The following is a 1,398-nucleotide window of genomic DNA, read 5'->3' as shown; positions in this document are numbered from 1 at the left end:
CGGCGCGATGCTGACTGCGATCAAGGCGCACGATGAGGGCCTGAGTGTCGTGGTGCTGGAAAAAAGCGGGCAGTACGGCGGCACCTCGGCTATTTCGGGCGGCGGCATCTGGATTCCGCTCAACGAGCAGATAAAAGACACGCGCGAGACGGCGCTCACGTATATGCGTGCGGCGGCGCAGGGCATGGTCGACGACAAACGGCTGGTCGCCTATGTCGATACCGCCGCCGAGATGGTGCGCTATATGACGAGCGCTACCCGTGTGCGTTACGCCGCCTGTCACCGCTATCCCGACTATTATCCGGCGCTGCCCGGTGCCCGCGATGGCGGCCGCACCATGGACCCGGAGCTGTTTGACAGCGCGCTGCTGGGCGATGAGCTCAAGCACTTGCGCGCACCGTCGCCTGCCACGCTATTGATGGGCAAGGTCAGCATGACCGCGCGCGACGCACACAAGATGCTGGCCAAGGAAAAGGGCTGGAAGCTGATTTTCGCCAAGCTGATGCTGCGCTTCATGCTGGACTGGCGCTGGCGCAAAAAGACCGCCCGCCGTACCGACCGCCGTCTGGCGCTGGGTAACGCGCTGGTGGCCGGCCTCAGGCACGGGCTGATGACGCGCCATATCCCGCTGTACCTGAATACGGCATTGCAGTCGTTGTCTTACGACGGCCAGCGCGTAAGCGGCGTGATGGCCGAACAGGATGGCAAGCGCGTCGAATTTGCCGCGCGCCGCGCCGTGGTGCTGGCCGCTGGCGGATTCGAGCGCAATCAGGCGCTGCGCGAGCAGTATCTGCCGCAGCCCAATAGCGCCCAGTGGGGCGTGACGCCGCCAAACAACACCGGCGACACCCTGCTGGCGGCGCAGGCGCTGGGGGCGCAGACCGACCTGATGGGTTGGGCGTGGTGGGTGCCGACGGTGGCCGTACCCAAGGAAGACAGCCAGCGCGGCCTGTTTGCCGAGCGCTCCTTGCCCGGCTGCATCGCCGTCGATGGCACCGGACAGCGCTTTGTCGATGAAGCCACGCCCTATCTCGAATTCGTCACCGCCATGTATGCGCGCCACCGTGAAAACGGGCGCTGCGTGCCGGCATGGCTGATTTTCGACGCCGATTTCCGTCACAAATACCCGATGGGGCCTTTAATGCCGGGCCAGGTCGCGCCGGATAGCCGCCTGCGCAAGAGCTGGCTGAATGCCGTGTACTGGAAGGCCGACACGCTGGAGAGCCTGGCGGCGCAGATTGGTGTCGACTCCAAAGGGCTGGCCGCGACGGTCGCCCGGGTCAACGAAGACGCCATCAGCGGCGTGGACCGCGACTACGGCAAGGGCAGCAATGTATTTGACCGCTATTACGGCGATGTGAATGTAAAACCCAATCCCTGCCTCGCGCCCGTGAGCCG

At 64.9% G+C, this 1,398-nt stretch carries 1 protein-coding gene; it reads left to right on the top strand.

The genetic code is table 11. The features are described 5' to 3' along the window. The coding region (locus tag ACRC1E_RS10205; protein WP_438514988.1) for an FAD-binding protein at nt 1-1,398 on the top strand (1,398 nt) is incomplete at both ends.

Origin of the sequence: Craterilacuibacter sp. (assembly GCF_051659485.1) — a bacterium.
In the GTDB taxonomy this organism is placed as follows: domain Bacteria; phylum Pseudomonadota; class Gammaproteobacteria; order Burkholderiales; family Chromobacteriaceae; genus Craterilacuibacter.
The sequence above is the reverse complement of the archived record's forward strand: the minus strand, read 5'-3'. Positions and strand labels throughout refer to the sequence as shown.